Below are 25,537 nucleotides of genomic sequence, written 5' to 3'. Positions count from 1 at the left end.
TCAAAGCGTCCGTTCGTAGACCTGGTAGATCTTGTTGACGCGGCTATCGATTGCGGTCGCGATCGAGTTCATGCCCTGGTTGTCGTCGAGCACCCAGCCGATCTCGCCGCGCGTAGCGCCATAATGCGTGATCGACGCCTGCCGGATCGCCTCGATCATCATGAACGCGAGTTGGCCCGCCAGCCGCGAGCTCTGCAGGTCCTTGCGTACGCCCATCAACGGCACGCGCATCGTCTTCACCTTCGGCTTGCGCAGCCACCACAGCAACCTGGCCCAGCCGAACGGGAGGAGGTTGCCATTCAGCGGCCGGATCGCCTCATTCAGGTCGGGCAGCGTGATCATGAACGCCACCGGCGTGCCATCCAGCTCGGCGATGCGGATCAAATCGTTGAAAACGATCGGCTTCAGCTTGACCCCAACGTCCTTGATCTCTGGCGGGGTAAGCGGGATGAAGCCCCAATTGTCCGACCATGCATCGTTGAGGATGTCGAGGATGATCGCGGCCTCTTCCTCGAACTTCCGCTTGTCGACCTTGCGGATGACGATGCTCTTGTTGCCCTCGCCAGAGCGGATGATCCGCTTTACCAGTGGAGGGAATTCCTGCGTGATATCCAGCTCGTACGTGACAAGCTGCTTGACCGGCACGTAGCCGGCCGCCTCGATCCAGCCGCGATACTCGGGCTTGTGATGCCCCATCATCACGGTGGGCGCCTGCTGATACCCCTGGATGAGCAGGCCCGGCTCTTCCCAAATCGACATGCTGAGCGGGCCCAGCGCGCGCGTCATGCCTTGCGCGCGCAGCCATTCCTCGGCCGTGGCCAGCAATTCCTTGAAGATGCCTTCATTCTCGGCATCCATCAGTCCCCATTGTCCGCATCCAGGGCCGAAGCCGCGCTCGGCCGGCATCTCCAGCCCGAGCGTGTCGATGTGCGCGGAAATACGCCCGACGACGCGCCCTTCCTGATGCGCCAGGAACAATTGCGCCCTGGCATGGCTGAACCAGCCGTTCTTCTCGGGCGTGATCAGCCCCAGCGCCTCGCCCTTGAGCGGCGGTACCCAATGGGGATCGTCTTGATAGAGGCGGAATGGCAGGTCGACGAACGCCTTGCGATCGCTCTTGGTTCGGACGGGGGTGATCGTAAGCGCAGCCATGTTGCTCGTCTGTAAACAAGCGGCTCGATCATGGCGAGTGAGCATTTGCGCGCAATGGTGCCGGCCATGTCCTGTTCGGGTCACCGTCTCGCCACTATGTAGGGGCAATGGATACTACCATGAACACCATCACCCTCGATCGCGCGGGCACCACGCCGCGCAACCCGCGCGCGGTGATCGCCGATGACAAGGCGATGCTGAAGGCCGCGGCCGAGCTGACGCGCGACCTCATAAAGCCGCGGCCCGGCCTTTATTGGGCGGACCTGATCGGTTCGTCGCTGGTCGGCTACGGTGCGCTCGTGGTGGCGATCGTCGCCGGCTCTACCGCACTGGCGATCGTTGCTGGCGTCGTGGCGGTGCTGGCGCTGTATCGCGGCATGAGCATGATCCACGAGCTGACGCATGTGAAGCATGCGGCGCTGCCGGGGTTTCGTACGGGCTGGAACGCGCTGATCGGCGTGCCGATGATGATCCCGTCGTTCATGTACGAGGGCGTGCACAACCTGCACCACGCAAAGACGCGTTACGGCACGTCGGAGGACCCCGAATATCTGCCGCTCGCACTGATGAAGCCGTGGACGCTGCCGGTGTTCATCCTGGTGTCCGCGTTGGCGCCGGTCGGATTGTTGATCCGTTTCGGGGTGTTGGCGCCGCTTTCGGCGGTGTCGCCGCGGCTGCGCGAGGCGGTGGTGTCGCGTTATTCGGCACTTTCGATCAACCCGCAGTTCCGGCGTCGGGTGCCGCAGGGTGATGAGAAGTCGCGCTGGGATCGCATGGAAGCGGCGACCGCGGTGTGGGCGCTCGCGCTAATCGTGACGGCTGCCACCGGCGTGCTTCCGCTCAAGGCGTTTCTTGTTTTCCTGGCGGTCGGCTCGGGTGTCGCGCTGATCAATCAGGTTCGCACGCTTGTCGCGCATCTGTGGGAGAACGAGGGTGAGGTGATGTCTGTGACCGCGCAATACCTTGATTCAGTGAACGTTCCGCCGCCGGCGTTGCTGCCTGCGCTGTGGGCGCCAATTGGGCTGCGCTATCACGCGCTGCATCACCTGCTGCCGGGCGTGCCCTATCATGCGCTGGGCGAGGCGCACCGTCGGCTTATCGGGGTGCTGGAGCCGGAATCGCCTTACTATAAGGCGAATTATCGCGGGCTGCCCGGTCTGGTCGGGAAGCTGGCAACCGCGACGATGCGGGGACGGTAAAGGCCGCAACGCCGGCATAGGCGGTCGGGCGGTGCGGCCCGGGATCGATCGGGATCCCGGGCCGCACGTTTTCGGGAGCATCGGGAACGCGCGGTGCCGCGCTATGTCGATTATTCCTCGGTCCGGAGCAGTACGGCCTCACCGATCAGCAGGAACAGCAGGAACGGCGCCCAGGCGGCGAGGAACGGCGGGTAGGCGCCGAGATTGCCCATCGCCAGTGCGAAGCTGTCCGCGACGAAATACGCGAAGCCCAGGCCCATTCCGATCACCGCCCGGATGAACAATGCGCCCGAGCGCGCGATCCCGAAAGCCGCGACCGCGCCCAGCAGCGGCATCAGCACCGACGAAAGCGGCCCGGACAGCTTGTGCCACAGCACGCCCTCCAGCGACTTGGTGGGACGCCCCGCCTCCTTGAGGTCGCCGATCGCCTCGCGCAGGCCCTTGAACGACAACGCGTCGCCATCGACGCTGGCGAGCGTGAACTGGTCCGGCGTCACCCCGCGTCCAACGATCGTCGCGCCCAGCCGGGTCACGGTGCCCGCCGCCACGTCGAAGCGCTTCGCCGGCCAGATCCGCCAGCCGTCGCCGGCGCGCACGCCGCGCGGCGCGGAGATCAGCCCGCGCAAGCCCCCGTCCGGGTTGCGCTGGTAGAGGGTGACGCCACCCAGCTGCGCGCCCGCGCCGCGTCCGCCGATCGTGTCGGCCTGGATCAGATCGTCGCCCGCGCGCACCCACACGTTGCTGCGGTTGCCGCGATCGATCGGCATCTGCCCGTAGTTCACCTTCTGCCACGCACTGAGTTCGGCGGTGGCACGGCTGACGACGCGGTCGTTGAAGGCGAAGGTCACGATCGCGATGCCGACGCTGGCGATCACCAGCGGCGCCAGCACCTGATGCGCGGACAGGCCGGACGCCTTCAGTGCGACGATCTCGCTGTTGGCGTTCATCGTGATCAGCGTCAGGATCGTGCCCAGCAGCACCGAGAAGGGCAGGAAGGTGGAGATCAGCTGCGGCGCGCGCAGCGAGACGTAGCGCCACACCTCCGCATCGCCGTTTCCGGCGGTCGCAAGCACGCGCCCGCTTTCGCTGAGCAGGTCGAGCGTCTGGAGCACCAGCACCAATCCGAACAGGATACCGAAGGTGCGCGTCAGGAACAGCCGCGCCATGTAGATCGCGACGGTGCGCGACGGGAACATCGCGGTCATGCGCGGGCCTCCTTGCGGCGCCGTCCCGGGAAGTAGCGCGCGATCATCGCCCATGCCTTGCCGAAGAACCGTTCCAGCGCGCCGATCGGCTGTCCGCCGGGCACGTTGGCGATGGTGTGGTACATCCACAGGATCACCGCGGCGAAGACCACGAACGGCACCCAGAGCGCGATCGCCGGATCGACCGCCCCGCGCTCGCCGAGCGACGCCGCATATTGATTGATCTTGTGATAGGTGACGACCATCACGATCGAGAGGAAGACCCCGAGCGCGGAGGTCGACCGCTTGGGCGGCACGCCCAGCGCGACCGCCAGCAGCGGCAGCAGGAACATCGACGCGACTTCCACCAGCCGGAAATGGAATTCGGCGCGGCTGCCGTCGCGCTGCTGCTCGCTCAGCTTCGGCGCGTGACCGAGTTTCGCGAGTTCGGGCAACGTATATTCGAGGTTCTTGCCGCCACGCGTGCGGAAGCTTTCGAAGCGCGGCAGGTTGATCGGCAGGTCGTGCGCGGTGAAGGTGAGCGTGCGCGGCGTCTTGAAGTCCGGGCGGTTGTGGATCAGCGTGCCGTTGGTCAGGCGGAAGATGATGACGTTGGGGTCATCGGTCGCGAGGAACTGCCCGGTCGCCGCGGTGACGCCGACCCAGTCGCCCTTCGGCGATTCGGCATGGACGAAGATCCCCGACAGCTTGCGGCCGCGATCCTGGCTGCGCTCGATCCGCAGCGTCATGCGGTTGCCGAGATGCGTGAATTCGCCGACCTTGATCGAGGCGCCGAGCGCACCGGTGCGCAGCTCGAAACGCAATTGCTCGTAGGCGTAGCGCGCCTGCGGCTGGACATAGCCGACGATCGCGATGTTCAGCGCCGCCAGCACGATCGCGTAATAGAAGGGCACGCGCAGCAGCCGCCCGTAGCTCATCCCGACGGCGCGCATGACGTCCAGCTCGCTGGATGTCGCGATGCGGCGGAAGGCGAGCAGCACGCCGAGCATCAGCCCGATCGGTATGCCGAGCCCGAGATATTCGGGCAGCAGGTTCGCGAGCATCTTCCAGACCACGCTGACCGGCCCGCCCTGCGTCGCGACGAAATCGAAGAGGCGGCGGATCCGGTCGAGGATCAGCAGCATCGCCGAGATCAGCAGCGTCGAGAAGAGCGGCAGCGCGATCAGCCGGGCCATGTAGCGGTCGATCGAGGTCATGGGCGGGGCGGCGCTGCCTTTGGGTCGGGGACGGAGCGACCGGCTATAGGGCGCGTACGCGAGCGCGTCAGCAGGCGATTTCGGCTATTCGGCGGCGAGCGCGGCCGGATCGATGCGCAGTGCGGCGTTCGCGACCGCGCGGTCCAGCCCCGCGAGCGTGAACGGCTTGCGCAGCACGGGGCGATCCCCCAGGTCGATACCGCCGCCCGCCTCGCCGGCGAAACCGGTGATGAACAGCACCGGGATATGGGCGAAGGCGCCGGGCAGCGTCGCGATCATCTCCGGCCCGGTCAGCGTCGGCATCAGCACGTCGGACAGGATCAGGTCGACCTGCTTCATCGCGGCCAGCGCATCCGCGACATCGGCCGGGTCGTCGCACGCGACCGGATAATGGCCGAGCTCGGCAAGCGCCTCCATCGTCGCGGACAGCACGCGCGGATCGTCCTCGACGACCAGCACCGCCAGCGGCGTCGTCTCGGCGGCGGAGAGCGGGAGCGCCACCACGGCGGCCGGGACCGGCGGGGCATCGACGCGGTCGCGCGGCAGCAGCAACGTGACGGTCGTGCCCTGGCCGACGACCGACGCGATCGTCACCTCGCCGCCGACCTGCCGCGCGAAGGCGAACGTCTGGCTGAGGCCCAGCCCGGTGCCCTTGCCGAGCGGCTTGGTGGTGAAGAACGGCTCGAACACCCGGTCCAGCACCGCCGGTGCGATCCCGCAGCCGGTGTCGGTGACCGCCAGCGACATGAACGCGCCGGCGGCGGTCGTCGCGCGACCGGCACGGATCGTCAGCGTACCGCGTCCGGCCATCGCATCACGCGCATTGACCGCGAGATTGACCAGCGTGTTTTCGAGCTGGACGCGATCGACGCGCGCGCACCACCCGTCGCTGTCGTCCTCGAGCAGCAGGGTCATGCCGTCGCCCAGCGAGCGCGTCAGCAGGTCGCCCAGCCCGGCGAACAACGCGCCCGCGCCGATCGACTCGGGGTTGATCGCGGTCTCCCGCGCGAAGGCCAGCAGCCGCCCGGTCAGCGCTGCGGCGCGGTCGGCACCATCGCGCGCGCCGTCCAGATGGCGGGCCGCTTCGGTGGCGCCGGGTGGAAGGTGGCGCGCGGCAAGCTCGATCCCGCTGACGACCACCGCGAGCATGTTGTTGAAATCGTGGGCGATGCCGCCGGTCAGCTGCCCGACCGCCTCCATTTTTTGCACCTGCCGCAGTCGCGCTTCCTGCGCGCGCAATTCGGCGGTGGCGTTTGCCACCGCCGCGGCCAGCTCGTCCGCGCGCAGCCGCTCGCTCTCCGCTTCGCCGCGGGCTGCGGCGCGATCGGTCAGCGCGTCGACCATCACCCACCCCATCGCGATACCGCCGCCGACCAGCAGCACGCCGAACACCGCCAGCACCTTGGCGATCGTCGTCGAGCGATGCACCGATGCGCGCGCCTGCGCGGTACGCATCTGCAGCAGCAGTCGTTCGTCGCTGATGATCCCGTCCAACGCGTCGTTGATGTGCGTGAGCGCGGTGCTGGTGCGCGCCTGATAGAAACGCGACAGCGCCTGGCTGTTCTGCCCGTAATTGGTGCTGAGCGCGACGCGTGCGAGCTCGCCGCCGCGTTCCTCGAACGCCGCGTTCAATGCGCCGACGTGTTGACGCTGAACGGCATTGTCCGACACCAGCTTGACCAGCCGCCTGATCGCCTGCCGGGCACGACGCCAATCGTCGTAATAGACCTGCCCGAGCTGCTGATCGCCGGAGATGACGTAGCGTCCGAGCGACGCCTCCGAATGCGCGATCGTGCCCTGCACCGTGCGCGCGAGGATCATCACGTTGTAGCTGCGGCGCTGCGAGGCGAGGGCGCGATCGCGCTGGCCGTTGACTTCGGCCAGCGTGACGACGAGCAGCGCGAGCACGACCGCACCGGCGACCGCCATCACGGCGAGCGTGATGGTGCGCCAGGCGCTGGCCAGCGGTGGCCGGGTTTCGTCGGGATCGCTCACGCCCGCGACGTTAGTTAATAATCGTTAACGGATCCTAAAAACGCCTGCTCAGCCGGTCGCGCCGGCAAGGCGCCCGGCCGCCGCGAACATGCTGATCACACGCGTGATCTGCTCGCTGCTATGCTCGGCACAGATCGAGCAGCGCAGCAGGAACGTGCCGGACGGCGTGGCGGGCGGGCGGGCGACGTTCACGTACAGACCGGCTTCCAGCAACGCCTGCCACATCATCACCGCCTGCTGTTGATCGCGCAGGATCACCGCGACGATCGCCGAGTCGCAATCGTCGGTGCCGAGCGCGAAGCCGAGGCCTTTCAGCCCGGCATGAAGCTGGCGCGCATTGTTCCACAGCCGCGCGCGCTTGTCGTGCGCGGTCATCAGCTTGCGCACCGACGTGGCGGCGGTCGCCACCACCGACGGCGGCAGCGAGGCGGTGAAGATGTACGGGCGGCACGAGAAGCGCAGCCCCTCGAACTTGGGATGGTTCGAGATGCAGAAGCCGCCGACCGTGCCGACCGACTTCGAGAAGGTGCCGATCACCAGATCGACGTCCTCGCCCAGCACGAGCCCCTGCGCTTCGTATACGCCGCGGCCGTGCTCCCCGAAGAAGCCCATCGAATGCGCTTCGTCGACGAGCACCATGCAGCCGTGCTTCTTCGATACCTGGACCATTTCGCGCAGCGGCGCGATGTCGCCGAGCATCGAGTAGACGCCCTCCAGCACCACCAGCTTGCCCGGCTCCCTGGGCAGGCGGCCGAGGCGCTTGTCGAGATCCTCGACCGAATTGTGGCGGAAGCGGACCACCTCCGCGTCGCCCATCTTGCAGCCATCGTAGATCGACGCATGGCTGTCGGCGTCGAGGATGACGTATTCGCCACGCCCCGCGATCGTCGAGATCGTGCCGAGGTTCGCCTGGTAGCCGGTCGAGAAGACGATCGCCCCGCTGGCGCCGTAGAATTCCTTCAGCGCGTCCTCTGCCTCGACATGGTCGCGGAACGTGCCGTTGAGCATCCGGCTGCCGTTGGTGCCGCTGCCGAACTGTTCCAGCGCGCGCGTGCCGGCGGCGATCACGTCCGGGTCGAACGTCATGCCCATGTAATTGTAGGTGCCGAGCAGGATCGTCTCCCTGCCGCGGATCACCGCGGTGGTGGGGGAGAGGACTTGCTCCATCACGATCCCGAACGGATCGCGCACGCCCGATGCCATCAACGCATCGCGTTCGGCGAGCAGCGGATCGAACTTCGCGAACAGATCGTGCGCGGTCGGCGCCATCGCCGGCGCGCCGGCCAGTGCCTCGGGGGACAGCGCTTCGGGCTGGAGGCCGCTCTCGGTCATGCCGCTCAGCCCTTCAGCTTCTCGACCGCGTCAGCCAATTGGCCGACCGTCTCGATTTCGGCCTGCATGTTCATCGTGATGATGATCTCGAACTCGTCCTCGATCGCGGCGACGAAATCCATGACGGTCAGCGAATCCCATTCCAGGTCGCCCTGGAACGTGGTCGCTTCGGTCACGGCGACGCCCTTCTTGTTGAAGGGTTCGATCTGCGCGCGCAGCGTGTCGAGAATGGTGGTGCGGTCGGTCATGGATGTGCTTTGGCCCCGAAATGCGGCGTTTGTCGGGCTGTGCTATAGCAAGCCGTGGGCGCGATACCACCGGGCCGTGTCGGATAGCCCTTCGTCCGTGCCGATCCGCGGCTGCCACAGCGCCGGGGGCGGGGCCTTCGCGGGGTCGGCGGTCCAGTCGGGATGGACCATATAGGCGACGCGATCGGCAGTCAGCTTGGCCTGCGTGCCGCGCAGCAGCCGGTCGGCGCGCGCGGCGGTGCGCAGCAACGCGGCAGGCAGCGACACCGGCAGCACGCGCCGTCCGACCGCGCGGCCGATCGCGCGCGCGAAATCGTCGTAGCCGAGCGCGCCGCTCGCATCCGCGGGTTCGTAGATCGCGCGGTCGCCCGGCATCGCGGCCAGCGCGAGCAGCAGGTCGGCCAGATCGGCGGCGTGGAGGATCGACAAGCGCCCGCGCGGCGGCATCGGCACGATACCGACGCGCGCGGCGGCGCGGAACAGGTCGCGCTGCTCCAAGTCGCCGGGGCCGTAGACGCCGGGCGGGCGGACGATCGTCCACGACAAACCGCTTTCGCGTACCGCCTCTTCGGCACCGGCCTTCGACCAGCCGTAGTTGGACAGTCCGGGTTCGCGCGCGGCCAGCGACGAGACGTGGACGAAGCGCTTGACGTCCCAGGTCTGCGCCGCCGCGACGATCGTGCGCGTGCCGTCGATGTTGGCGGCGGCGAAGGCGGCGCGATCGGGGGCGTTGACCGACCCCGCGACGTGGATCACCGCCGCCGCGGTGGAGACCAGCGCCGATACGGCGTCGGTATCGTCCAGTGCCCCCGCGATCCATGTCACGCCGGTGCGCGGCGGCTGCGCACGGCGGGCGAGCGCGCGTACCTGATGCCCGGCGGCCAGCGCGCGGTCGATCAGGTGCCCGCCGACGAAGCCGGTGCCGCCGGTGATCGCCAGGATCACAGCAGCGCCATGTGATTGCGGTGGACCAGCGCCGCGCGCGGGGCGTAGCCGAGCAGCGCCGCATGCTCGTCGCTGCGTCGCCCGAGCAGCCGCGCGGCGTCGGCGGCGTCATATTCGGACAGGCCGCGCGCGATCGGTCCGGCCGGGCCGGCGATCGTGACGAGGTCGCCGCGTGCGAACCCGCCCTCGACGCGGGTCGCCCCGGCGGCGAGCAGGCTGCGCCCCTCGGTCAGCGCGTGCGCCGCGCCGGCATCGACATGGATTGCACCCGCGGCGGTGAGGCCACCGGCGAGCCACGCCTTGCGCGCCGGGGCCGTGCGCTCCGCGACGAACAACGTGTGGCGGGCATCGGCGGACAGCGGATGTTCGACGCGGCCGGATGCGATCGCGAGGCTCGCACCCGCGGCATTGGCGATCCGCGCGGCGGCGATCTTCGACACCATCCCGCCCGATCCCATCCCAGAGGCCGAGCCGCGATCGGCCATCGCCTCGATCGCGGCGTCGATCCGCTCGACGCGCCGGATATGCTGCGCGCCGGGCAGCGCCGGATTGCGATCGTAGAGGCCGTCGATATCGGACAGCAGCAACACCCCCTGCGCGCCCGCCGCCTGTGCGATGCGCGCCGCCAGCCGATCGTTGTCGCCGAATCGGATCTCCTCCGTGGCGACCGAATCGTTCTCGTTGATGACCGGCACGGTGCCCAGTTGCAGCAGCCGCCCGAGCGTCGCGGCGGCGTTCAGGTAGCGGCGCCGCTCCTCCAGGTCGCCGAGCGTCACCAGCATCTGCGCGGCGGTGAGCCCCTGCGCCGCCAGCACGTCCGCCCAGACGCCGGCCAGCGCGATCTGCCCGGTCGCCGCCGCCGCCTGCGCATCCTCCAGGCTCGCGCGTCCGCCCTTCGCAAGCCCCAGCCGCCGCGCGCCCAGCGCGATCGCACCGGACGAGACGACGGCCACCTGCTGCCCCGCGGCGGTGCGTCGGGCGATGTCGCGGGCGACCGCCTCCAGCCAAGCGCGGCGCACCCCGCCATCGGGATCGACGAGCAGGGCCGAGCCGATCTTGACGATCAGCCGCGGGCAGGTGGCGGGCGGGAACAGCGACATGACGCCGACAGCGTTAGCCACGCCCCCCGCGCCCAGCAATGCCGTCAGCGGATCAATCGCCATTGCTGGTTGGGATGGAAGCCGCATCCCCACAGCCGGATCGCGGCGCCGGCAGCGACGTCGCCGACATTGTCGAGGCAGGTGCGGGTCGCGCGGTTGCGCAGCAGGAACCAGCCGTCGCCGGTCGGCAGCATCTCCCATTGCTGCGCGGGGGTCGTCGCGGGTGCGGCGAGGACCGCTGCGACGCCGTCACCGGTGCCGCTCGCCTGGATCATCCGACCGTCCGTGACATTGGCGAGCGTGATGAACCCGTCCGCAAAGATGACGCGCCATTGCTGGTCGTCCCCGCTCATCGAGGGGCCCTGCGACGGTACGCCGGCGGCGGCGACCGCCTGCAGGACGATGCCGCTGGACCTGTTCTGGAAGCGGCGCGTCCCGGCGATCGCCGCCGTCGCGTCCCCGCCGCGCCCCATGTCGACGACCTGCGCGCTGACCAGTTGCGTGTTGCGCTGGGTCTCGCTGAATTCGCGATCGTAGTTCAATCCGTATGGCCAGAAATGCTGGCCGTCCGCGTTCAGCCACGCCGCCGGGCCTTCGTACGCCGTGATCCGTGCCACCGTCAGCGCGCCGGTGAAACGACCTGCGCGCACCAGCTGGTCCCATTCGCCGACCGAGCCGGAGCCGAGCCAATGCGCCAGTTCGTGCAGGGCCACGCGCCGGCCGATCGACCCGCCAAAGCGGATCGTGCGGAGATAGCCCGCGTCCGCCGTCGGCACGCCCGCATCGTAGACGACGTTGACGTTGCCGTGGAACGCACCGAGCGCATTGCTGTGGTCGACCGCGAAATCCATCGCATCACGGATTGCCGCGGCCTTGTCCGCGGGGGTGTCCGCGGGCAGCGTGTAGGTCAACGACCCGAGCGTATATGGCACCACCGCCACGGTCGTCGGCGTGGGCGCCACGGTCGGGGAGGGTGTCGGTGACGGCGTCGGAGCGGGGGCCGGGGCGGGGGACGTTGCCGGCGACGGCGACGGCGACGGCAAAGGCGTCGGCGTCGGCGTAACCCCTGTGATCGGAGCAGCGGTGTCCGCGTCTTCCCCGCCGCAGGACGCCAGCAGCGCCAGCCCGGCCACCGCCATCAACGAACGCAACCTGATCTCGATCATAAACGTACCTTTCCGCTCCTCGCATAGCCGAGCAGATCGGTTTGTCCGATAGTGCAGGTCAGTTTCGTCGTTAACGGCTCACACCGGTGACCATTCCAGCGTATCTTCCTCGCCGTCGTCCTCGACCGGACGCCCCGGGGTCGGGATCGCCTCCAGCAAGCGGTCGAGCGCCCAGTCGACGCCGACCCCGCTCGCACCGGAGATCGGGATCACTTCCGCGCCGCTCGCTTCCTCCAGCTCGGCCGAGAGCGCCGCGATCAGTTCGTCGTCGAGCGTGTCGATCTTGTTGAGCGCGACGACCACCGGCTTCTCGTCGAGGCCGCCGCCATAAGCGTTCAGCTCGTCGCGGACGATGCGGTAGCTTTCGGCCACGTCGGCATCGTTGGCATCGATCAGGTGGAGCAGCACGCGACAACGCTCGATATGTCCCAGGAAGCGGTCGCCGATACCGGCGCCCTCCGCTGCGCCTGCAATCAGGCCGGGGATGTCGGCGACCACGAACTCGCGCTGCTTGTGGCGGACCACGCCCAATTGCGGGCGCGTGGTGGTGAAGGCGTAGGCGCCGACCTTGGCCTGCGCGTTCGTCACCTGGTTGATGAAGGTCGACTTGCCGGCGTTGGGCAGCCCGACCAGCCCGGCATCGGCGAGCAGCTTCAGCCGCAGCCACACCCACGCCTCCTCATACGGCCAGCCGGTGCCGTGCTGGCGCGGCGCACGGTTGGTGGAGGTCTTGTAGCTGGCGTTGCCGCGCCCGCCGTCGCCGCCGCGCAGGAAGGTGATTCGCTCCCCGACGCGCGTCAGGTCGGCCAGCAGCGTGCGCTCCTCGTCATCGGCCAGGATCTGCGTGCCGACCGGTACCTTGATGACCAGATCGTCGCCACCGCCGCCGGTGCGGTTGCTGCCCGATCCGCCGAGCCCGCGCGGTGCGCGGAAATGCTGGGTGTAGCGGAAGTCGATCAGCGTGTTGAGCCCGGCGACCGCCTCGAACACGATGTCGCCGCCCTTGCCGCCGTTGCCGCCGTCCGGCCCGCCATATTCGATGAACTTTTCGCGCCGGAAGCTGACGGCGCCGGGACCGCCCCCGCCGGAGCGGACGAAGATTTTCGCTTGATCGAGAAAGTGCATGGGGCGCGGCTTAGCGCTTTAGCGCCGCCAAAGCGATATCGGAGCGCACGCGGCGGGGGCGGGCTTGCGCGCGACCGGCGACGCGGCTTCTTCCGGGCGGTGGGTGACAGGGTTTGGTGGTTAGCGGGCCAGCAGCTTTTTACGCTGCGAGCAGATTAGCTGCCGTTCCCTACCTCCTCATATTCAAGACCTCGCGGGGTTGCTGCCATCGTCTGTAATCGGCCGACGCCTAAGTAGATCAAGTAGCAGGTGCCCGCGGTAGAGAAGCGTCGCCCCATCTCGGTGCTTGGGCAAGCGTCTTTTATCCTTTGCAGGGCGTCTCCGGAGACAGAATAAGACCTAGATCCGTCGTCGATGCGAAGCGCGCGAACGTCCTGTATCCAATGGGCTCTAGCTAACGGCATCGCTTTACCCGCTGAGACGGGAAACGGCGCTGACCATTGATCGTAATCGCGATGAAGATAGCGCACCGTCAACTGCGACTGAGTCCGATTATCCACGACGGTGGGCCAAGCGTCGCAGGCTGCGAGCAACGGAAGGAGCAGGGAAACAAAGGACCGCATCCAGGAAGGGTATGCGGTCGTGCGATTGACCGCAATCGGCGCTTCCCGCCTGTCCGCTTTTCCGCCCGATAGGAGCCGGTCGGATTGCGGGTGATCCGGTCGGCTCGGAGCCGCCGGAACGGCACAACGTGGTGGAAAACGGACTTGGCATAGGGATGAGCCTCGCCATTTTGCGGAGGTTCTGGGCAGTGCCTGCTACGAGTGTTAGACCACTTAAGTTCGCTCCCGGAATGCGCCGGGCGACAATGCTGAGCGGCGGTGCAATGCCTGTTAAACCATCCCCCAAAGTTTGCCGCATATCTTGGGGGATGATCGAGGCCGAGGGGATACCGCGTGCGCGCGACCTCAAGCTGTATCCCGGCGGCGGGCGCGAATGGGACTGGCGGGAAACTGGCACTCGGCATCGACCGGGTATTCAACCGGCAGACGTGCAGGAATTGATCGATAAGAGCAGTGAAGTTGTAATACTCAGTCGGGGCATGCACCTGATGCTGGAGACGATGCCGGAGACGCTAGTCGTGCTCGCTGATGCCGGCCTCGTCGTGCACATACGAGAGACTAACGACGCCGTTAGTCTTTACAACACGCTGGCGGTCGACCGCGCCGTAGGAGCGCTATTGCACTCCACCTGCTGAATTGCGCCGCGTCGCCGCGGATCGTGACGGTCGCGAGGCCGGAGGCTGAACGGTGGCGAATGGCTCTTCCCTTCAACCTCGAGTATCGGGCGTAAGCGGCGCGTGCGCCACTAACAGCGATCCCGCCCCTCACAGCCCGCGGTCGCGCAACAGCATCTGCCGTGCGAGCGCGCGTGCGCGACCGCGTGGCAAGCCCAGCGCGCGCGCCATCGGCGCGCCGAGCAGCGCATCGCCCAGCGCCGCCAGCACCAGCTGCAGCGTCTCGTCCTTGATCGGGGCGTCGGGGCGCTGTTCCTCGCGCGAGAGTTCCTCGACGAGGTCGTGGACCGCGGTGAGGATCGGGTCGAGCGCGTCCTGGTTGCCGTTCAGGATCATCCAGCTCGCCAGCGCCCCGGCACCGTTCGCGCCGAACGCGTCGAAGACGACGTCGACCAATTCGGCCGGATCCTTACGCTCGCGCGAGCGGCGGGCGGCGTCGCGGATCGGGGCGACGACATGCGCCGTCATCCGCTGGATCAGCGCCGATTGCAGCCCGTCCGCCGAGCCGAAATGGTGGAGGAGATTGGCATGCGTGCGCCCGATCCGCCCCGCCACCGCCTTCAGCGTCACCGCCCCCGGGCCTTCCGCCACCAGCAGCGCGCGCGCCGCCTCCAGCGCCGCGTCGCGCGACGCCTCGGGGCTGAGCCGCCGGCGAGGAGTTGCATTGGGAGCGGAGGCCACTATTTACACCAGTGTAAGTTAGAGCGCTGTGTCTATCCCTAGTGGAGGTTTCCGTGGCGAAAGCAACCACCCCTGCCGACCTGACGATCACGCCGCGCGACCGGCGATTCGGGCGCGGGCAGGCGATCCGGCGTTGGTGGCTGAACGACGACCCGTATGGGACCGCCTTCTACAACGCGCTGTCCGTGACGTTCCCGAAAGGGGAGGGGTTCTTCGTCGACAGCGTGCGCCGCTTTCGCGAGGGCACGCCGCCGCGGCTGGCGCGCGAGATCAACGCCTTCGTAAAGCAGGAGGTGATCCACACGCGCGAGCATGTCGCGTTCAACCGCCACGTCGCCGAGCAGGGATATGACACCACGCTGCTGGAGCGCGACGTCGATGCCGCGCTGGCGCTGACCAGGGGCCGCCCGCCGATCGGCAGCCTGGCGGCGACGAGCGCGCTGGAGCATTTCACCGCGATGCTGGCGCACGAACTGATCGCGAACCCGAAGCATCTGGCGGGCGGCGACGAACAGGCGCGCGCGCTGTGGCTGTGGCACGCCGCGGAGGAGATCGAGCACAAGGGCGTCGCCTATGACACGTGGCTACACGCGACGCGGGCGTGGCCGCGCTTCACGCGCTGGCGGATCAAGGCGCTGGTGATGCTGATCACGACGTGGCGGTTCGTGCATGGCCGTGCGCGCGGCATGGCCGAGTTGCTGCGGCAGGACGGGCTGACGGGGCCGCGGGTGTGGGCGCGGATGGCGTGGTATGCGTTCGGCAACCCCGGCATGGCGCGCAAGGTGGCCGGGGTCTGGGCGGCGTATTTCCTGCCCGGCTTCCACCCGTGGAAGCATGACGATCGCGCGCTGATCGCGCTGGCGGAAAGCGACTACGAAGCGGCGGTGCTGCCGCGGATTGTGGCGTGACGCCGACGTCAGCGGAGAGGGCCGGGCGCAGCGCCGCGCGCCGGGCGGCGGTCGCGTCCGGCGTGGAGCTTGTGGGCAGGGGGCGTTCATTGAAACTCCCGATCGTCGCGGACATGATCCGGGGAGCTGCTTCTACGTCTGGCGGTGCGTCACAGGGTCGCACCATGTCCGGGGACTTGGGTCCGGGCCGCTTGCCGCTTGAGGGCGCCGCTCACCGCATTCCAGCCGCCGGGGCGCGCCCGGGTGCGCGCGGCAGCGTACCCGGGCGTTCACGCCGCGATCGGCATCGCGGCGTCGGTACGGGTGTCTTCCGCATCGAGATCGAGCGCGAAGTCGACGGCCTCGACCATTGCGCCCCGCGCCAACGAGAAGCGTTGCGAGCGACCGCCCTCGATGAAGCCGAGCTTGCGCAGGACGCGGCCCGAGGCCGGATTGTCCGCATGGTGGTAGGCGACGATGCGCGTGATCGGCAGCGCGTGGCGTGCGATGTCCAGGACGGCGCGACCCGCCTCGGTCGCGTACCCACGCCCCCATGCATCCGGTGCCAGCCAATAGCCGAGCTCGTGGTCGCCGTTGTCGGCGCGGTGCAGCCCGATACCGCCGACCAGCCGGTACGCGTGCTGACGATCGATGATGACGAAGCGCGGCTCGGCAGGGCCGTGCGGCAGCGACAGGAACGCCGCGGCGTCATCCAGCGCATACGGCCATGGCGCGCGCGCGAGGCAATTGACGACCGCCGCATGGCCGATCGCGCGCGTCAGCGCGGGTGCGTCCTCCAGCCAACCGGGCCGTAACGTCAAGCGGGGCGTCAACGCGAACATGCTCACTCTCCTCGTCGGGGCCTGCCACGCATCGATGACGCTGGCGCGACACTGGACATCCGGGGGAAGGGAGCATGAAAAAAAGGGAGCCGGGGCGGACCCGTCTCCCTTGTCTGGCTGGGTTCCTTGGCGGAACCCCGGGTCACCCTGGTGGGCAACCCGCTTGGTTACCCGATGTTATTCGGCCGCGGCCGCAATCATGTCCACCGAGCAGAATTTACGGCCCAGCTTGCCGTCGTGGAATACCACGCGGCCATCGACGAGTGCGAAAAGGGTGTGGTCCTTGCCGATGCCGACGTTGCGGCCCGGATAGAACTTCGTGCCGCGCTGGCGCACGAGGATGTTGCCCGCGATCGCTTCCTGACCGCCGAACTTCTTCACGCCGAGGCGCCGACCGGCCGAATCACGACCGTTACGCGACGAACCGCCTGCTTTCTTATGTGCCATTGTGTCTGTTCCTTCCGCGCTTCTGGGCTCAGCCGACCGAGACGATCTTGAGGATCGTGTGGTTCTGGCGATGGCCGTTGCGGCGACGATAGTTGTGGCGGCGACGCTTCTTGAAAACGATCACCTTCTCACCCTTCGCCTGGGCGATGATTTCGGCGGCGACGGTCAGGCCCGCGACGTCCTTCAGCTCCGCGCCCTCGCCAGCGAGCAGCACATCACCCAGCGTCACGGACGCGCCGGCCTCGCCCTCGATCTTCTCGACGACGATCTTGTCTCCGGCGGCGACGCGATACTGCTTGCCGCCCGTGCGCACGACTGCGAACATGGCTACGATGTTTCCTTCAACGGGAATTGCTTCCCAAATGTCATGGACCGCTACGGACGAAGCCGAGCGGTTGAAGGGTGGCGGTTAAGATAGCCCCCGGCGGATGTCAACCGATTCCCCGATCATGATGTCCGACGATCGCCATTCAATGGCGATGCAGCGGCTTCAATCCGTAACGCCCGTCGGCCAGCCGATCGAACAGGCCGGCGATCGCCGGGTGCTCGACGGGTTCGTCGCTGTCGTCATGCTCCAGGTTCTGCTGGCTGACATAGGCGACGTAGCTCGATTCGAGATTCTCGGCGAGCAGGTGGTAAAACGGTTGATCCTTGCGCGGGCGCAGCGTCTCGGGAATCGACTCATACCATTCCTCGCTATTGGCGAAGACGGGATCGACGTCGAAGATCACGCCGCGAAAATCGAGCATGCGGTGGCGCACCACGTCGCCGATCGAGAAGCGGGCGTGGACTACCGGGGGGGCGATCGGCGGAGCGATCGGATCGTGGTGGCGAGTATCAGCCTGCACTTCGCGGGTCATGCATCGTATCTAGTGCGGAAATCGCGCGGCACAACACGAGATGCGCTTGCGTCCGATGCGACGGCAGGCTAGGGGCCGCGCCTCGACCTGCCACCGGGTGTGCCGACCGGCCCCTGGTGACCCTCGCGGAGAGGTGGCAGAGTGGTCGAATGCACCGCACTCGAAATGCGGCGTGCCGGCAACGGTACCGTGGGTTCGAATCCCACCCTCTCCGCCACTTCCATCATTTCAGTTTGTCTCATAAGCCTGGACGGACTCGCTCTCCCATGCGGGAAGCGTTGTCCGCTGTCGCAACCGGACGCGATCCACATCACTGTACCGCATCGATCTGGCACCGGATGCTGACGGACGCCGCCTGCCGGAACGCTATACCACCCGACAGGCCGTTCAAGCTCCGCCATCGAGCGGCCTCTGCCTCTGCGTGCTGCCGGGCGGCTTCACGTCGTGGCGCTGAAAGTGCCGGCCGCCGCAGGGCGGCTCCGCCCATGCCGGGATAGGCAACCGCCGATCCCATGAACCTGGTGGTGGTCGGTGCTGTGTCCGCTACCAGGCGATCATCGGCGGTGATCGCCTGGTAGCGGACATCAGCTTGCTCCTGTAAGCTTCGACTGATGGCCAAAGCTGACCGCCTCGAACAACTAGATTCTCGCCGCCTGGACCTTGAGGCCGAGTATCGTGAGCAGCTCGTCACCGCATTGCGAGCTACGGCCGCGGGAAAGTGGGGGCTGTTCGATCACCATGGAGATCGTCGGACCCGCGCGGTGATTGCCCCCGTTGTCGACAGCCTCACCGAAATGGCTGGGGCAATCGATAAGATCAGGGGTCAACTGGCACTGCCCGCGTTCGAATTGCATCGGCAGTTCCTCCAGTCGCGGGGATCCGTCACATCCCATGCCGTGGGTGAGCCAAAGCAGGCACAGGCCTGGCTTGATCGACTTTCGTCTGAGACCGGGGATGCGCACTAACCGCCACAATCCGCATTACGCTTCGCGGCGTGCCGGCGGCGATGCCCAGTGCACCCGGCGAGTACCCGCTCGGCAGGTCGCCTATGCTCAGGAGCAGACCTCGTGCTCGCCACTGAAGCTACGGAAGCGTCATCGTGAGGTGGCACGAACGCCCTTACGGGATCGCTCCGAAGCCGTGAAGCGCCAGGCCGGCGGCGGAAGTCGCCAGCAAGGTCGTGATGACGCCTGCCCGCGTCATGAATATCGCGCAGCCGGCACCCACCGCGAGAAAGAGGGCGGCTGGATCGATGCTGGATAACACCGGCGCGTCGAAGCGGATCGGTCCAGCCTTGACCATTACCGTCGCACGGAACAGCGTGTGGAGGGCGAACCAGACCGCGAGATTGAGGACAACCCCTACGACGGCCGCCGTGATGGCGGAGAGAGCGCTGGCGACCGCGACGTTTCCGCGAAGCCGTTCAATGAAGGGGGCGCCAAGGAATATCCATAAGAAACACGGCACAAACGTCACCCAGGTCGCAAGCAAGCCGCCCAACGTACCGGCCACCAGCGGCGACAGGCTGCCCGCATCACGGTAGGCGCCGAGAAAGCCGACGAATTGCAGGACCATGATGAGCGGTCCGGGTGTCGTTTCCGCCATGCCGAGGCCGTCCAGCATCTCCTTCGGCCCAAGCCAGCCGTAATTCTCCACCGCCTGCTGCGCGACATAGGCGAGCACGGCGTAGGCCCCTCCGAACGTCACCATCGCCATCGTCGAGAAGAAGGTCGCGATGCGGCTGAACACGTCGTCGCGACCGAGCACGACCAACAACGCCGCGACCGGCAGGAGCCAGAGCGCGAGCCAGACCACCGCCGTGCGGACCGTCTGCCGCCACGTCGGCCGCGCATGGGCCGGCAGTTCCTCACCGAGCAGCGTGTCCGCGTCGGCCACGATCGCACCCCTGGAGGCGCCGTGGCCGCCACCCCGAAAGGCCGTGCTGCCCTGCCGGGCAGACCACCAGCCAACCAGGCCGGCACCCAGCACGATCAGCGGGAATGGCGCGCCGACGAAGAAGATCAGCGCGAAGGCAGCCGCTGCGAGCATCCGTGCCGGCAGCGTCTTGAGCGCCCGCCCGCCGATCCGCACCACTGCCTGAAGCACGACGGCCAGCACCGCGCATTTCAGGCCGAAGAACAGGGCAGAGACGATGCCGACGCGACCATAGAGGACATAGATCCAGCTCAGCGCCATGATGGCGACGGCGCCGGGAGCGACGAACAGCACGCCGGCGACGATGCCGCCCTTCGTGCGGTGCATCAGCCAGCCGATATACGTGGCGAGCTGCTGCGCCTCGGGGCCGGGCAGCAACATGCAATAGTTGAGCGCGTGCAGGAAGCGCTGCTCGCCGATCCAGCGTTTCTCGTCGACGAGGATGCGGTGCATGACCGCGATCTGCCCGGCCGGGCCGCCAAACGAGAGCATCGCGATACGCAGCCAGACCCAGAATGCCTGACCGAGCGTGACCGGCTCCGGACGCGCCGGGATCGCGGCGCCCACCGTCACCGCGGTCATGCGGAAACCTTCCCGCGCGCCGGCTGATGCGAGGACCAGTTGTGCTTCTCGCCCTGCGCGTCGCGGCACCAGCGATAGAGCGCATCGTACACCGCCATCCCCGCATCGAGCTGGGCGTGATCGTCGCTGTGGATGCGCGACAGCCCAAGCGAGATGGCGAGCAGCCCGGCCGCTTCCGGCACCAGATCGAGCCGGTCGGTGTCGGCACCCCGCACGATCGCGGCCAGTCGCATCAGCGGTTCATGCTTTTCGAGTCCGAACGCCTCGACCATCACGTCGAAAGTGCAGCGCTCGCCGCGGTGGCTCCAGAAGACGCCCTCGTCCGCGATGTCGAACGGTTCGGCTTGCTGCTGCGCCGCGACGGTCAGCACCTCGCCCGGGGCGACGAACAGGAACCGGGCATCGGGATCAACGAAGCGCCGGATCAGCCACGGACAGGCAATGCGATCGACTTTGGGGCGCGCGCGGGTAACCCACCAGGTCCGGCCGTCTTCATGCCGCGGCGGCAAATGGGCGAGCGATATGGTTGGCAGCGCGCCGGCGGTCCACGCTGTGAATCCGCCTTCCAGCACCTCGGCAACAGCGCCTTCGCTGCGCAGGATAGCCGCTGCGGCGACGGCCCGGCCGCTGCCATCGGCATCCACCAGCACGGCGGGTGCCCCGGCGGCATGACCCCATTTGGTCGGATCGCGGTGAGCGGGAAACAGTGATCCCGGAATGGCGCGCGCCGGTTCGTCGCGCAGATCGAAGATCCAGGGGACGCTCACCGATCCGATGAGGCGGGCGAGCTTGTCCGGTGTGATCAGGTTTGGAGAAGGCATGACGCGTCCCTTGCATGTGCTTGCTGGACGCGATTCATCGGCTGACGCCTCGTGGGGTAATCGCGATCCCCATGCCCGTAGTGAGCCATGCGCCCTACGCATTGTCAACTGCCGGAGCTCGTTTGCGACGTGTCACGGCAACGGGGGATGGACGGCAGCGCGTGTGCCATCCGCCGCCAGATCGTGGAAGCGCGGTTCGCCCGGACAGATGGACCATCTTCATTCGCGAGCCGTCCGGCAGCGCGCGAAGCGCTGAATGTCGATCCTGCCTGGCCGCGGTCTCGCGGAGACATCGCTCCCCGGCAGATCCGCGATCTTCGTCACGGCTTTCTCGGGCGGATGGCGCGGCAGCACGGCCGGGCGAGGTTACCATGTCCCGTGCCTGTGCGGCGCGGCATGCCGGCCACGGAGCCGATCTCTCCGCCGGCATGCGCACGCGATTCACATCGGCAGCGCTGCCAGTGCGTCGAGCAACGCGCGGTCGGCGGATATCATCGTCCCATGATTCGCGCCGGCGGGAACGGCGATACGGCCGGACACATCGCGCCAGCTCCTGCCGTCCCGCGACGCCACCGCGCCCCAGCGCTTGTCGGTGTAGCGGTCGAAGAAGACGAGCATCTCGCCGTCGACGGCGATCGCGGTCGGGCCCTCGCTCCACGCCGGGGTGATCGGCGCCGAAAGCGGACCGAAGCGTGGCGTCGGCGAGAGCGTGGCTTCGCACCACTGGATCACCTTGCGCAACGGCTGCTTGCGCTCATCCTTGAAGAACATGATCGTGCGGCCATCATGCTTCAGGAAGGTCGCATCGATGACGCTGAAGCCCGGGTCGAAGAACTTGGTGGTCGGGCTGAAGTTGCGGAAATCACGCGTGGTGGTGGCATAGAGGCGGTGATCGCCCTCGGTTCCGGCCTCGCCGACGGTGCTCGCCCAGACGATGAGGAAGCGGCGTGCCGCATCGTCCCAGACCAGTTCGGGCGCCCAGGTGTTTCGCGTGCCCGGAAACGCCGCCATCACCGGCACCGCCTGCTGGGCGGACCAGTGGACGAGGTCGCGCGAGGAGGCATGGCCGATCGTCACCCCGGTCCAGCCCGTCGTCCAGACCATATGGTACAGCCCGGTCAGCGGATCGCGCGCGATCGACGGGTCCCGCATCAGCTTGTTCTCGCCGACCTGCGGCACCAGGATCGGTGCGCCACCGCGCACCGGGCGGAAATGCCATCCGTCATCGCTGATCGCCAGCCGCATGCCGGCGCTGCCGTCGTCGGCATTGTGGAAATAGCTGAACACGAAGCCGCCACCGCGCGGCGCAGCGGGTGCGATGCGGGCGACGGCCGGCGCGGCGATGCCGGCGGCCAGCACTGCGCCGAAGTCGCGTCGGTTCAACATATCCATTCCTTCCAATTTCGCCCCGGGTGTCCGGAGGTGCCGGTTGTCAGGCCTTTGTCGTCGGTCATCAAGGCCCGGCCCGACGATCCGCAGCCAATGGCCCCCGCGCGCGGGGCCATGTCCCGCCGCTGCCCCGATGGATCGCTCGATCGATGCGCCATACGCCGCTCTCATGCAGCAAAACCGGTGCGCGCCGCCGCTTTTCCGGAGAGGAGCGGATAGCGCGCGGGTGATTGCGGCGCAGGAAGTCGCGTCGCCGATCGGGCAAGGTCGCTGTCGCGGCCACCGGAACGGACGCGCTCGTTCCAACCGCGGGTGCGGGTCGCTTGAGGACCGCGCAGGCACCGTCGCTTGCCGCAGGGCAGAGCGGGGAGTTAGGAGGCGTCCCGGCTGCCACGCCCGCCCGTGACGCTCGCCCGAACAGGATGGTGCAAGGAATGCAGATGATCTTCAAGCCGGTTATCGTGGCCGCGCTGGCAATGGTTACGCCGGCTGCCGCGAGCGCCGCCGATCCGCGCCATCCCGTCGTGCAGGGTTACGGTGCCATAACCCCGGTTCCCGACGCGAAGGAGCGGCCCGATCGTTCGCTACGCTATCGGGTGATGTTCAACGTCACCAGGGCGGCGGCGACACCCGACCAGGCGAACCCGTCGTTGGAAAAGGTCGCCCGCTTCCTGAACCTGCTGGGCGCCGACGGCGTCAGGCCGGCGCCGGGCGACGTCGTCGTCGTCGTCCACGGCGCCGCGACGCCGCTGGTGATGGCGGACGCCGCCTACGCCGGACGAACCTCGGTGGCGAAGAATCCCAATCTGCCGCTGATCGCGGCGCTGCGGTCGGCCGGCGTGTCGGTGCGGGTGTGCAGCCAGGCGCTCGTCGGGAACAAGATCGATCCGGCGTCGGTCGACGAGGATGTCGAGGTCGATGTCTCGGCCTTGACCACGCTGGCGACGTTGCAGCTGCGTGGATGGGCGCTGATACCGGACTGAGCGCGCCGTGCGCGACGTATCGGCGCGGGGTGTGAACCGTCGCTTCGGACGGGCCGGGCGCTGCGCGCACCGTCGGCACACGCATCGCGCGGACAAGCCTGCCCGCTCCCCGTCACTCGGAAGACGCGACGCCTACTGCCAGACGCTGACGCGTTGTTCGGGCGGAAGATACATGGCGTCGCCCGGCTTTACGCCGAACGCCTGATACCAGGGCGCGAAGTTGCGGACGATGCCGTTCACCCGGTATTTGTCGGGCGAATGCGGGTCGCTCAGCAGCTGTTGACGGACTGCTTCCTCGCGCCGCTTCCCCTGCCACGCCTGCGCATAGGCGAGGAAGAAGCGCTGGTCGCCCGTCATCCCGTCCAGCACCGGCGGCTCGCCGTGCCGCGACACGTAGCGGCGATACGCGGCATAGGCGGTTTCGAGGCCGCCGAGGTCCGCTAGATTTTCGCCGAGCGTCAGCCGCCCCTTGATCTTCACGCCCGGGATCGGCTCATATTGGTCGAACTGCTGCGCAAGCCGGTCCGCCTGCACGGTATATTGCGCAGCGGTGGCCTTGCTCCACCAGTCGCGCAGGCGCCCCTTGTCGTCGAACTGCCGGCCTTCGTCGTCGAAGCCATGTCCCATCTCGTGCCCGATCGTGGTGGCGCCGGTCTCCGCGTAATTGACCGCGGGATCGGCGTTCGCGTCGAAGAACGGCGGCTGCAGGATCGCGGCCGGCAGCGTGATCTGGTTCATCGTCGGATCGTAATAGGCATTCACGGTCTGCGGCGTCATGAACCACAGCCCACGGTCGACCGGCCCGGCGAAGCGTTTCAGCTGTAGCCGCCACTGAAAATCCGCGACGGCGAGATTGTTCGCCAGCGGATCGGTGCGGCTGACGGTCAGCGCCGTATAGTCGATCCACTTCGCGGGGTGGCCGACCCGGGGATCGAAGCTCGCCAGCTTCGCCAGCGCGGCCGTGCGTGTGGCGTCGTCCATCCACTTCGCGGCCTCGATCTTGTCGCGATACGCCGCGCGCATATCGGATACGAGCTCGTCGGCTTTCGCCTGCGTCGTCGCCGACCAGTACCGCTGCACGTAGATCGCGCCCACCGCCTCGCCCAGCGCATCGTCGATCAGCGCCATGCCGCGCTTCCAGCGCGCGCGCTGCTCCGGTACGCCGCGCAACGTCTTGGCGTAGAAGTCGAAGTTTGCCTGATCGAACGCTTTTGGCAGAAATGGTGCGGCATCCGAGAGGAAGCGCGCCGTCATCCATTCCTTCCACGTCGCGATCGGTACGTCACCCAGCCGTTTCGCCGCCGCGGCGACGGCGCTCGGCTGCGACACGTTGACCTTTGCGGCCGCGCCCAGCCCCATGCCGGCAAGGGTCGGCGTCCAGTCGATTTCGGGCGCGAGCCTGGTCAGCTCGGCGCGGGTCATCGGATTGTGGGTCTTGACGGGATCGCGGCCCTGCTCCGGCGTCCATTGATCCTGGCTGAGCCGGGTTTCCAGCGCGATGATCCGGTCGGCGCGCGCGGCGGCGTCCGGTATTCCGGCGAGATCCTGCAACTTGACGAGATAGGCGCGATAGGCGCGGCGCACCGTGTCGTACTTCTCGCCGGTGAGAAGGTAATAGTCGCGCGTCGGCAGCCCCAGGCGCGCCTGCCCGGCATCGACCATGTAGCGCGTCGGATCGTCGGCGTCGGTCGAGATGCCGATGTTGACGGGCGAGGAATAGCCCGGCCGCATCATCAATCGCACCAGTTGTTGCCGCGTCCGGACCGCGTCGATCGGCGCCAGCCGCGACTTCAGCGGTGCAAGCCCGCGCGCCTCGATCGCCTTGTCATCCATCCACGCCGCGTAGAAGTCGCCGACCTTCCTTGCCGATGCCGTCGCCGGACGCGCCGCCGACTCTTCGACGATACCGCGCACCTGCGCTTCGATCTCGTCGGGAAGATCGTAATTATAACCCGCGCCGACCTTGTCCGCCGGGATCGGGTGATCGCGCAGCCACGTTCCCACCGCGTAAGCGTAGAAATCGTCACCCGGCTTCACGCTCCGGTCCATGTTCCGGAGCTCCAGCCCCCATGGGCGATACCGCGGCCCGCCGGTCTGGGCGGCGAGCAGCGCGGGCAGGGAGGCCAGCGCAAGGGCGAGCAAGGCGGTACGGCGCATCGAGGACTCCAGAAGCGGATCGGCGAACGTCGAGCCTAGCCGCAGGATCGAGC

Annotated in this window: 23 protein-coding genes, 1 tRNA gene and 1 pseudogene; 6 read left to right on the top strand and 19 right to left on the bottom strand. The window is 67.7% G+C overall.

Translation table 11 applies throughout. The features are described 5' to 3' along the window. Entirely contained in the window at positions 1–1,152 is a 1,152-nt protein-coding gene (locus SPHPHY_RS0114785; protein ID WP_022687465.1) for a hypothetical protein, read from the bottom strand. A 119-nt stretch (positions 1,153–1,271) separates the two neighbouring features. Between SPHPHY_RS0114785 and SPHPHY_RS0114780 the strand changes: the two genes are divergently transcribed. Then, entirely contained in the window at positions 1,272–2,351 is a 1,080-nt protein-coding gene (locus SPHPHY_RS0114780) for a fatty acid desaturase family protein (protein WP_022687464.1), read from the top strand. A gap of 110 nt (positions 2,352–2,461) precedes the next feature. On the opposite strand, the gene lptG is transcribed toward SPHPHY_RS0114780, so the two are convergent. The 9 genes from lptG to obgE all read right to left on the bottom strand — a co-directional run bounded on the left by lptG (position 2,462) and on the right by obgE (position 12,663). Then, on the bottom strand, positions 2,462–3,556 hold the full coding sequence (lptG, locus tag SPHPHY_RS0114775; protein WP_028056961.1) for an LPS export ABC transporter permease LptG: 1,095 nt from the start codon (positions 3,554–3,556) through the stop codon (positions 2,462–2,464). Continuing rightward, positions 3,553–4,752 (bottom strand): LPS export ABC transporter permease LptF, encoded by a 1,200-nt coding sequence (lptF, locus tag SPHPHY_RS0114770; protein ID WP_022687462.1) that lies wholly within the window; start codon positions 4,750–4,752, stop codon positions 3,553–3,555. Before lptF ends, lptG begins: the two co-directional genes overlap by 4 nt. An 84-nt stretch (positions 4,753–4,836) precedes the next feature. Continuing rightward, on the bottom strand, positions 4,837–6,747 hold the full coding sequence (locus SPHPHY_RS0114765) for an ATP-binding protein (protein ID WP_022687461.1): 1,911 nt from the start codon (positions 6,745–6,747) through the stop codon (positions 4,837–4,839). Between the two features lie 48 nt (positions 6,748–6,795). Continuing rightward, positions 6,796–8,079 carry a serine palmitoyltransferase gene (gene spt, locus SPHPHY_RS0114760; protein ID WP_022687460.1) on the bottom strand — a complete coding sequence of 428 codons (1,284 nt, stop codon included), beginning with the start codon at positions 8,077–8,079 and terminating at the stop codon, positions 6,796–6,798. A 5-nt stretch (positions 8,080–8,084) separates the two neighbouring features. Next, on the bottom strand, positions 8,085–8,327 hold the full coding sequence (locus tag SPHPHY_RS0114755) for an acyl carrier protein (RefSeq protein ID WP_022687459.1): 243 nt from the start codon (positions 8,325–8,327) through the stop codon (positions 8,085–8,087). Between the two features lie 42 nt (positions 8,328–8,369). Continuing rightward, entirely contained in the window at positions 8,370–9,272 is a 903-nt protein-coding gene (locus SPHPHY_RS0114750; RefSeq protein WP_022687458.1) for an NAD-dependent epimerase/dehydratase family protein, read from the bottom strand. After that, entirely contained in the window at positions 9,269–10,372 is a 1,104-nt protein-coding gene (proB, locus tag SPHPHY_RS0114745) for a glutamate 5-kinase (protein WP_022687457.1), read from the bottom strand. The genes SPHPHY_RS0114750 and proB overlap by 4 nt, the downstream gene beginning before the upstream one ends. Before the next feature lie 44 nt (positions 10,373–10,416). After that, complete coding sequence (locus SPHPHY_RS21025; RefSeq protein WP_022687456.1) at positions 10,417–11,538, bottom strand: RICIN domain-containing protein; 1,122 nt, start codon at positions 11,536–11,538, stop codon at positions 10,417–10,419. 78 nt (positions 11,539–11,616) lie between these two features. Further along, complete coding sequence (gene obgE, locus SPHPHY_RS0114735) at positions 11,617–12,663, bottom strand: GTPase ObgE (RefSeq protein ID WP_022687455.1); 1,047 nt, start codon at positions 12,661–12,663, stop codon at positions 11,617–11,619. Positions 12,664–13,534: 871 nt separating this feature from the next. Here obgE and SPHPHY_RS0114730 point away from each other — a divergent pair. Then, a complete protein-coding gene (locus SPHPHY_RS0114730) occupies positions 13,535–13,861 on the top strand; it encodes an MTH938/NDUFAF3 family protein (protein ID WP_196802173.1) in 327 nt (108 codons plus the stop codon). Positions 13,862–13,990: 129 nt separating this feature from the next. On the opposite strand, the gene SPHPHY_RS0114725 is transcribed toward SPHPHY_RS0114730, so the two are convergent. Next, positions 13,991–14,581, bottom strand: coding sequence for a TetR/AcrR family transcriptional regulator (locus SPHPHY_RS0114725; RefSeq protein ID WP_022687453.1), 591 nt, complete (start codon positions 14,579–14,581; stop codon positions 13,991–13,993). A gap of 53 nt (positions 14,582–14,634) precedes the next feature. Here SPHPHY_RS0114725 and SPHPHY_RS0114720 point away from each other — a divergent pair, with 53 nt between their 5' ends. Further along, positions 14,635–15,489 carry a metal-dependent hydrolase gene (locus tag SPHPHY_RS0114720; RefSeq protein ID WP_022687452.1) on the top strand — a complete coding sequence of 285 codons (855 nt, stop codon included), beginning with the start codon at positions 14,635–14,637 and terminating at the stop codon, positions 15,487–15,489. A gap of 269 nt (positions 15,490–15,758) precedes the next feature. Here SPHPHY_RS0114720 and SPHPHY_RS0114715 read toward each other — a convergent pair whose 3' ends face one another. The 4 genes from SPHPHY_RS0114715 to hspQ form a co-directional block, all read right to left on the bottom strand. After that, a complete protein-coding gene (locus SPHPHY_RS0114715) occupies positions 15,759–16,310 on the bottom strand; it encodes a GNAT family N-acetyltransferase (protein WP_022687451.1) in 552 nt (183 codons plus the stop codon). 177 nt (positions 16,311–16,487) lie between these two features. Then, positions 16,488–16,757, bottom strand: coding sequence for a 50S ribosomal protein L27 (gene rpmA, locus SPHPHY_RS0114710; RefSeq protein WP_022687450.1), 270 nt, complete (start codon positions 16,755–16,757; stop codon positions 16,488–16,490). Between the two features lie 28 nt (positions 16,758–16,785). Further along, complete coding sequence (gene rplU / locus SPHPHY_RS0114705) at positions 16,786–17,082, bottom strand: 50S ribosomal protein L21 (protein WP_022687449.1); 297 nt, start codon at positions 17,080–17,082, stop codon at positions 16,786–16,788. Between the two features lie 145 nt (positions 17,083–17,227). Then, positions 17,228–17,617 carry a heat shock protein HspQ gene (hspQ, locus tag SPHPHY_RS0114700; protein ID WP_022687448.1) on the bottom strand — a complete coding sequence of 130 codons (390 nt, stop codon included), beginning with the start codon at positions 17,615–17,617 and terminating at the stop codon, positions 17,228–17,230. Positions 17,618–17,744: 127 nt separating this feature from the next. Here hspQ and SPHPHY_RS0114695 point away from each other — a divergent pair. Beyond that, positions 17,745–17,834 (top strand) — tRNA-Ser (locus SPHPHY_RS0114695). A 394-nt stretch (positions 17,835–18,228) separates the two neighbouring features. Next, a complete protein-coding gene (locus tag SPHPHY_RS0114690; RefSeq protein ID WP_022687447.1) occupies positions 18,229–18,582 on the top strand; it encodes a hypothetical protein in 354 nt (117 codons plus the stop codon). Between the two features lie 154 nt (positions 18,583–18,736). Here SPHPHY_RS0114690 and chrA read toward each other — a convergent pair whose 3' ends face one another. The 3 genes and pseudogenes from chrA to SPHPHY_RS0114675 form a co-directional block, all read right to left on the bottom strand. Beyond that, the gene (chrA, locus tag SPHPHY_RS0114685; RefSeq protein ID WP_022687446.1) at positions 18,737–20,134 is read right to left on the bottom strand and encodes a chromate efflux transporter; all 1,398 of its coding nucleotides are present in this window, start codon (positions 20,132–20,134) and stop codon (positions 18,737–18,739) included. After that, the gene (locus SPHPHY_RS0114680) at positions 20,131–20,784 is read right to left on the bottom strand and encodes a chromate resistance protein ChrB domain-containing protein (RefSeq protein ID WP_419554957.1); all 654 of its coding nucleotides are present in this window, start codon (positions 20,782–20,784) and stop codon (positions 20,131–20,133) included. The genes chrA and SPHPHY_RS0114680 overlap by 4 nt, the downstream gene beginning before the upstream one ends. Positions 20,785–21,396: 612 nt before the next feature. Beyond that, a pseudogene (locus tag SPHPHY_RS0114675) lies at positions 21,397–22,218 on the bottom strand (glycoside hydrolase family 43 protein); the annotation flags it as partial. A gap of 566 nt (positions 22,219–22,784) precedes the next feature. Between SPHPHY_RS0114675 and SPHPHY_RS0114670 the strand changes: the two are divergent. After that, on the top strand, positions 22,785–23,327 hold the full coding sequence (locus SPHPHY_RS0114670; protein WP_051148443.1) for a DsrE family protein: 543 nt from the start codon (positions 22,785–22,787) through the stop codon (positions 23,325–23,327). Between the two features lie 132 nt (positions 23,328–23,459). Here SPHPHY_RS0114670 and SPHPHY_RS0114665 read toward each other — a convergent pair whose 3' ends face one another. Further along, positions 23,460–25,484 carry a M13 family metallopeptidase gene (locus SPHPHY_RS0114665; protein ID WP_022687442.1) on the bottom strand — a complete coding sequence of 675 codons (2,025 nt, stop codon included), beginning with the start codon at positions 25,482–25,484 and terminating at the stop codon, positions 23,460–23,462. Between the last annotated feature and the right edge of the window lie 53 nt (positions 25,485–25,537).

The sequence above is a fragment of the Sphingomonas phyllosphaerae 5.2 genome (assembly GCF_000419605.1).
Lineage (GTDB): Bacteria > Pseudomonadota > Alphaproteobacteria > Sphingomonadales > Sphingomonadaceae > Sphingomonas > Sphingomonas phyllosphaerae_B.
This window is presented reverse-complemented; position numbering and strand designations above follow the sequence as displayed.